Source organism: Cupriavidus cauae (assembly GCF_008632125.1).
GTDB classification, from domain to species: domain Bacteria; phylum Pseudomonadota; class Gammaproteobacteria; order Burkholderiales; family Burkholderiaceae; genus Cupriavidus; species Cupriavidus cauae.
Genome location: NZ_VWRN01000010.1, coordinates 119888 through 127239, shown reverse-complemented (window position 1 = coordinate 127239; position 7352 = coordinate 119888). Strand labels below are relative to the sequence as shown.

Sequence of the window (7352 nt, the reverse complement as noted above, 5' to 3'; positions counted from 1 at the left end):
CGCACCGGCGGGCGTCGCGGCGGCCTCGGGCGCCGAGGCGGACGGCTGTGCCTCGGCCTGCGGCTGCGCGGCATCGGCCGGCGCCTGCGGCTGCTCGGTCTGCTGCTCGGCTGGGGCGGCGGCCTGCTGCGGGGCCGACTTGGCGCCCTTTGCGTCCGGCGTGCGCTTCATGCCGTCGATTTCGGCGATCAGCTCGTATTCCGACGGCAATTCGTCGCCGCCGAAGCGCACCAGGCGATCATTGTCGAAGAACACCGTGAAGCGGCGCTGCTGCACCACCTGGGTGTTGCCGCGCTTGAACGAGAACACATAGTCCCAGCGATTGGCGTGGAACACGTCCGTCAGCAGCGGCGTGCCCAGCAGGAACTGCACCTGGTCGCGCGTCATGCCTTCGCGCAGTTGCGCCGCGGCTTCGCGCGAGACGAAGTTGCCCTGGACGATATTGATCCGGTACGGCGTGATCGCGCTGGCGATCTTGCGGGAAGTGCTGTCGTAGGTCGAGCAGGCGGCGGAGGCCAGCGTGATGGCTGCCAGAAGCGTGGTCAGCAGCGCCGGGCGCAGGGCGGATGTTCGAATGGAATCCATGTAACTCGCAGTTCTCGCTACCGAAGAAAGGGAAAGTGCCGGGCGGTGGGCTGGATGGACGGCCCGCACGACGTGTCCGGCAACGTGCCCGCGCGGACACGCGCTCGCCGCCGCGTGAAGGGCTCAGCGCATTGCCGGCACCGGCGACGCCGGGCGACTTTTGCCGGCAAAACCCTTATGATTCAACAATCCAGACATTGTACTCTAGGGAGTCACGCCCATGCCGAGTCCGGCGGAACTCAAAAATATCGGCCTGAAAGCGACCGTGCCGCGGCTGAAGATCCTCGAAATCTTCCAGACCAGCGAGCAGCGCCATCTGAGCGCGGAAGACGTCTATCGCATCCTGCTCAACGAGCATATGGATATCGGGCTGGCCACCGTGTATCGGGTGCTGACCCAGTTCGAACAAGCCGGCCTGCTGTCGCGCAACAACTTCGAATCGGGCAAGGCGATCTTCGAGCTCAACGAAGGCAAGCACCACGATCACCTGGTCTGCCTCGATTGCGGGCGCGTCGAGGAATTCTTCGACGCCGAGATCGAACATCGCCAGCAAAGCATCGCGCGCGAGCGCGGCTTCGCGCTGCAGGAGCATGCGCTGTCGCTGTATGGCAATTGCACCAAGACCGCTTGCCCGCATCGGCCCAAGCGCTGATACGGAGACCGCGTGCGGCGAGGCACGCAGAAAGGAAAAACCGGCGCCAGGCGCCGGTTTTTTATTGTGGAGCGATGTGCAGCGAGGCCGCGCGGCCTAGGCCTGCTCGCGCTCGATCTCGGCCATGCGCTGCGGCAGCCCGGGCGCCGGCGCACCGACGAATTCGGCCACGACCTGACGGAACAGCCCGCGCGCCCACACCAGCATCGGATGCGTGTTGCGGCTGCGGTGCCAGAACATGTTCAGGCCCAGCGTGGTCTGGATTTCGGCCGGCAGCGGGAACGCGTTCAGGCCGTAGCTTTCGCACGCCACATCCTTGGTCAGCGCGTTGACGGTGAAGATCATGTCGGTCTGCGCGGCCAGTTCGGCCTGGGCCCGCCACGAATGCACGGTCAGCGCCGCGTTGCGCTTCAGGCCACGCTGCTGCAACGCGTAGTCCAGCGGAATCAGCGAAGGCGCCGGCCGCCCGGTGCCGCCCGCGGAGGCCATGAAGATATGGCCGCATTCGAGATAGTGGTCGAGCGTGCAGGCCGTCTGCAGCAACGGATGTCCCTTGCGCGCGCAGACCCACAGGTTCAGCGAGGCCACCGTTTCCTCGACGATCTCGGGGTGGCCGGTGGGCAGCGCGCAGAATGCCAGGTCGAGTTCGTTGGCGCGCATCGACGCCACGTCGGCCTCCCACGAATGGGATTCGACCAGGCGGATGTGCAGTTCGGGGGCCAGCTGCGCCAGGCGCAGCACGAAGCGGTTGAATACCGTATCCCCGAGTTCGGCGGCGAAGCCGATATGCAGCGTGCCGGACGCGACCGCGGGATCGAAATTGTCGACGTCGCCCTCGTTGATCGAGGCCCACAGGTCGAGCATCTCGCGAATCTTCGGACCGAGCTCGAGCGCGCGCGGCGTCGGCGTCAGGCCATGCGGGACGCGGATGAACAGCGGATCGTCGAAGATCTCGCGCAGGCGGCCCAGCGAGTGGGACACCGCCGGCGCCGTCATGTGCATCTTCTCCGCGACATAGGTCGCGTTCCGCTTGCTGAGCAACTCGGTGAAGATCACGAGCAGCTTGGTGTCAACGTTCACCATGATCACGCCCAGTTCAGGTTTGATACGCGTGGCCAGGCGAGCGCACGCGAGGACACTAAGGCTAGTGTAAGATCAAATCGCCACTTCGGGGAAGCGAAAACGCCATTTTTACCCGCCCGGGAACCCCTCCGTGGAAGGGTTCGTGTGTCGTATTTACCATATTTTACAGCGCGTGCGTGTGGTAGCGCACACTGACCATGAAAAACGGCGCCACCAGGGCGCCGCTTCCGAGTCGCCGCCAAAGCGGCGACATCGGCCATCCACATCCACTACCAAGCCGATTACTTGGCGTTCATCAGCGCCACGGTGGTATCGAGCATCCGGTTGGAGAAGCCCCACTCGTTGTCGTACCAGCTCGACACCTTGACCAGGTTGCCGGACACCTTGGTCAGCGTCGCGTCGAAGGTCGACGAAGCCGGGTTGTGGTTGAAGTCGACCGACACCAGCGGTGCGGTGTTGTAGTCGAGGATGCCCTTCAGTTCGCCTTCCGAGGCGGCCTTCAGGATCGCGTTCACTTCGTCGACGGTGGTTTCGCGCGCGGCGACGAACGACAGGTCGACCAGCGACACGTTGATGGTCGGCACGCGGATCGCGAAGCCGTCCAGCTTGCCGTTCAGTTCCGGCATCACCAGGCCGACCGCGGCGGCGGCGCCGGTCTTGGTCGGGATCATCGACTGGGTCGCCGAACGGGCGCGGCGCAGGTCCTCGTGGTAGACGTCGGTCAGCACCTGGTCGTTGGTGTAGGCGTGCACCGTGGTCATCAGGCCGGTCACCACGCCCAGCTTCTCGTGCAGCGGCTTGACCAGCGGGGCCAGGCAGTTGGTGGTGCACGAGGCGTTCGAGATCACGGTGTCCGAAGCCTTCAGCACGTTGTGGTTGACGCCGTAGACGATCGTCGCGTCGACATCCTTGCCGCCCGGCGCGGAAATGATGACCTTCTTGGCGCCGCCGGCCAGGTGGGCCGAGGCCTTTTCCTTCGAGGTGAAGAAGCCGGTGCACTCCATCACCACGTCGACGCCCAGCTCGCCCCACGGCAGCTCGGCCGGGTTGCGATTGGCCAGCACGCGGATCTTGTCGCCGTTGACGACCATGTAGTCGCCCTCGACCGACACGGTGCCCGGGAACTTGCCATGGGCGGTGTCGTACTGCGTCAGGTGGGCGTTGGTCTTGGCATCGCCGAGGTCGTTGATCGCAACGATCTCGATGTCATGCTTCTTGCCGCCTTCGTAGTGGGCGCGCAGCACGTTGCGGCCGATACGGCCATAGCCGTTGATGGCAACCTTGATAGTCATGGTACGTCTCCTGAACGGGAAGTAGAAAAAGCTGCGGGCGCCCGGGCCGGCGACGGCAGCGCCGCCGCGCCCGCACGTCCCTCGAAGTCAGATCACGCTCTTGACGGTGTTCGCCACGTTCTCGACGGTGAAACCGAAGTGCTTGAACAATACGCCAGCCGGCGCGGATTCGCCGAAGGTGTCGATGCCCACCACCGCTTGCACCTGGTACTTCCACCAGAAGTCGGTGACGCCGGCCTCGACCGCCACGCGGGGCACGCCCGCCGGCAGGACTGCCGACTTGTATGCCGCATCCTGCTTGTCGAACACAGTCGTCGAGGGCACAGACACGACGCGCACGCGGATGCCTTCCGCGGCCAGCTGGTCGGCCGCGCCGACCGCCAGGCCGACTTCCGAGCCGGTGGCCACGATCACCGCATGCGGCAGGCCGGTGCGCGGGTCGACGTTGTCGCGCAGCACATAGCCGCCGCGCGCGATGTTGGCGCGGGTGGCGTCGTCGCGCTTCTGGAACGGCAGGTTCTGGCGGCTGAAGATCAGGCAGCTCGGGCCATTCTGGCGGCGGATTGCCTCGGCCCAGGCCACCGCGGTCTCGGTGGTGTCGGCGGTGCGCCAGACGTCCATATTCGGGATCAGGCGCAGGCTGGCCACGTGCTCGATCGACTGGTGGGTCGGACCGTCCTCGCCCAGGCCGATCGAATCGTGGGTGAACACAAACAGCGTGCGGATCTTCATCAGCGCCGCCATGCGCAGCGCATTGCGGCTGTAGTCCGAGAAGGTCAGGAAGGTACCGCCGTAGGGGATGTAGCCGCCATGCAGCGTGATGCCGTTCATGATCGCGCTCATGCCGAACTCGCGCACACCATAGTTGATGTGGTTGCCCCAGGCATCGACGCGCACCGCCTTGCTGCCCGACCAGTTGGTCAGGTTCGAGCCGGTCAGGTCGGCCGAGCCGCCGAGCAGTTCGGGCAGCACCGGCGCCAGCGCCTCGATCGCGTTCTGGCTGGCCTTGCGGGTGGCGATGGTCTCGGCCTTCTCCTCGCACTTGGCCAGGTAGGCTTCCACCGCGGCGTCGAACGCGCCCGGCAGCTCGCCGCGCATGCGGCGCTCGAACTCGCCGGCTTCGTACGGATAACGCTCCGAATAGCCCTCGAACAGCGCGGTCCAGGCCTTCTCCAGCGCCGCGCCGTTGGCCTTGGCGTCCCACGCCGTGTAGACCTCTTCGGGCAGCTCGAACGGAGCGTGGCTCCAGCCCAGCGCCTCGCGCGTGGCCAGGATTTCGGCGCCGCCCAGCGGGGCGCCGTGCACGTCGTGGCCGCCCTGCTTGTTCGGCGAGCCCTTGCCGATCACGGTGCGGCAGCAGATCAGCGTCGGTTTGTCGCTGGCCTTGGCCTGCGCGATGGCGGCATCGATCGCGTTGACATCATGGCCATCGACCGCGCGGATCACGTTCCAGCCGTAGGCCTCGAAGCGCTTCGGGGTGTCGTCGGAGAACCAGTGCTCGACGTCGCCGTCGATCGAGATGCCGTTGTCATCCCACAGCGCGATCAGCTTGTTCAGCTGCAGCGTGCCGGCCAGCGAGCAGGCCTCGTGGCTGATGCCTTCCATCAGGCAGCCGTCGCCGAGGAAGACATAGGTGTAGTGGTTGACGATGTCGAAGCCGGGACGGTTGAATTCCTCGCCCAGCAGCCGCTCGGCCAGCGCCATGCCGACCGCGTTGGTGATGCCCTGGCCCAGCGGGCCGGTGGTGGTCTCGACGCCCGGCGTGATGCCGTATTCCGGATGGCCCGCGGTCTTGCTGTGCAGCTGGCGGAAGTTCTTCAGCTCCTCGATCGGCAGCTGGTAGCCGGTCAGATGCAGCAGCGCGTACAGCAGCATCGAGCCGTGCCCGTTGGACAGCACGAAGCGGTCGCGGTCGGCCCACTTCGGATTGACCGGGTTATGCTTCAGATGACGGCTCCACAACGCGACGGCGATATCGGCCATGCCCATCGGCATGCCCGGGTGGCCCGAATTGGCCTGCTGGACGGCGTCCATCGCCAGGACACGGATCGCATTGGCCATCAGCGACGCGGGCTGGCTGGCATAGGGGCTGGTGGCTGGGTGTGCGAGGTGAGACATGCGGCGGGAAATTGGCGGCGGGAAAAGCGCGATTTTACCAGAACGAGGCGACGTTTCCGGTACGGCGGCGACCCCGCCGGCGCCTTCCGAGGCGGCCCTCGAATGGCGCGAATGGCTGACGAGCGGCGTCGGCTCCACACTGGCTGACATCACCCTCCGGGCCTCGGTGCGCTCAGCCCACCAGCACATCGAGATCGGCGAGCATCCGCTGTTCGGCCGCGTGTTCCGGCTCGATGGCCGCATCATGAGCGCGGAAGCCGACGCGTTCATCCAGCATGAGGTGATGGTCCATCCGATGGCGATGGCTCACGGCTCACCCGCCAGCGCGCTGGTGATCGGGGGCGGCGACGGCGGCTCGGCGCGCGAACTGCTGCGGCTGCCGGGCATGCGCGAGGTCGTGGTCGCGGAGCTCGATGCCGAGGTGGTCCGGCTGGCGCGGCGCTGGCTGCCGCGCATCCACCACGGCGCCTTCGACGATCCGCGCGTGACGCTCGAAATCGGCGACGGCCTGGCCGTGATGGAGGCGCTGCGCGATTCGGGCCGCCGCTTCGACCTGCTGGTGTTCGATCTGACCGAGGCCGACGATGGCAGCCCCGCCGCCGCGCTGTTCGGTGCGCGCGGCCTGCAGGCGGCGCACGACTGCCTGGCGCCGGGCGGCGCGATGTCGCTGCATCTGGGGCCGCCCTTCCACCGCCCCGACACGGCGCGGCTGCTGTGGCGGCGGCTGGGCGACCATTTCCGCCTGGTGCAGCCGATGACGGTGGCGATTCCGGTCTATGGGGCGCTGTGGGCGATTGCGGTCGCCAGCGACACGCTGGACGTGCGCGCCGCCGATCCGGCCATGCTGGCCGCGCGGCTCGCCGACTGGCAGCTCGACGGCGCGCTGCGCTGCTATCACGCCGGCCTGCATGCGGCGCTGTTCGCGCTGCCGCGCCACCTGCAGCCGCTGTTCGACGGCGGCGCCACATCGGCATGATATGCTCGGCTGACCGCTCCACCGGGGGGACTTGCGGCAAGCCAGGCGCAGCGCTCGTCCGGCGTTCGCTTCCGCGCGCGATGCCTGCCACCGTGGAGCGTGCGTGCAGGTGCGCCCACCCCGGCGCCTCTGCCGTACGGAATCCGGGAGGACACCATCATGACCAAACCTGCCAACACGCCCTGGCTGATTCCCTACCTGACCGTCAGCGATGCACGCCGCGCGCTCGACTTCTACAGCCGCGCCTTCGGCTTCGTGCCTGGCAATGTGGTCGACGAGAACGGCGTGCCCACCCATGCCGAGATGCACTATCACGGCGAGCTGGTCGTGATGTTCGCCCCCGAGGGCGCCTGGGGCAGCACCGCGCGCACGCCGCGCTCGACCGGCTTCGAATGCCCGCAGACCTTCTACCTCTACTGCGACGACGTCGACACGATGCATGCCCGTGCGGTGGCGGCCGGCGCGGTCAGCCTGATGGCGCCCGGCGACCAGTTCTGGGGCGACCGCTATTGCATGGTCGAGGACCTCGACGGCTACCGCTGGGGCTTCGCCCGCCCGCTGGACCAGGCCGTCGCCGCGGCCACGGGTTCTGAGGCCGCCTGAGCGACTGACAGCCTGACCGCCCGGATGCCGGGGCCCGATGCCG

Annotated in this window: 7 protein-coding genes; 3 read left to right on the top strand and 4 right to left on the bottom strand. The window is 67.1% G+C overall.

Annotated elements, in window-relative coordinates; all coding sequences use genetic code 11:
- Positions 1–585: outer membrane protein assembly factor BamE (locus F1599_RS02660; protein WP_150082147.1), on the bottom strand; the 585-nt coding region annotated here is incomplete at its 3' end.
- Between the two features lie 220 nt (positions 586–805).
- Here F1599_RS02660 and fur point away from each other — a divergent pair.
- Positions 806–1237: a ferric iron uptake transcriptional regulator gene (fur, locus tag F1599_RS02655; protein WP_149316635.1), complete on the top strand. Its 432-nt coding sequence runs from the start codon at positions 806–808 to the stop codon at positions 1235–1237.
- 96 nt (positions 1238–1333) lie between these two features.
- Here fur and F1599_RS02650 read toward each other — a convergent pair whose 3' ends face one another.
- The 3 genes from F1599_RS02650 to tkt all read right to left on the bottom strand — a co-directional run bounded on the left by F1599_RS02650 (position 1334) and on the right by tkt (position 5730).
- Complete coding sequence (locus F1599_RS02650; RefSeq protein WP_149316634.1) at positions 1334–2320, bottom strand: LysR family transcriptional regulator; 987 nt, start codon at positions 2318–2320, stop codon at positions 1334–1336.
- A 281-nt stretch (positions 2321–2601) separates the two neighbouring features.
- The gene (gap, locus tag F1599_RS02645; RefSeq protein ID WP_006579985.1) at positions 2602–3612 is read right to left on the bottom strand and encodes a type I glyceraldehyde-3-phosphate dehydrogenase; all 1011 of its coding nucleotides are present in this window, start codon (positions 3610–3612) and stop codon (positions 2602–2604) included.
- Positions 3613–3699: 87 nt separating this feature from the next.
- Positions 3700–5730, bottom strand: a complete 2031-nt coding sequence (gene tkt / locus F1599_RS02640) for a transketolase (RefSeq protein ID WP_190286283.1) — start codon at positions 5728–5730, stop codon at positions 3700–3702.
- Between the two features lie 166 nt (positions 5731–5896).
- On the opposite strand from tkt, the gene F1599_RS02635 reads away from it, so the two are divergent.
- Entirely contained in the window at positions 5897–6706 is an 810-nt protein-coding gene (locus F1599_RS02635) for a spermine/spermidine synthase domain-containing protein (RefSeq protein WP_150082146.1), read from the top strand.
- 159 nt (positions 6707–6865) lie between these two features.
- Positions 6866–7309, top strand: coding sequence for a VOC family protein (locus tag F1599_RS02630; protein ID WP_149316632.1), 444 nt, complete (start codon positions 6866–6868; stop codon positions 7307–7309).
- The last annotated feature ends 43 nt before the right edge of the window (positions 7310–7352 follow it).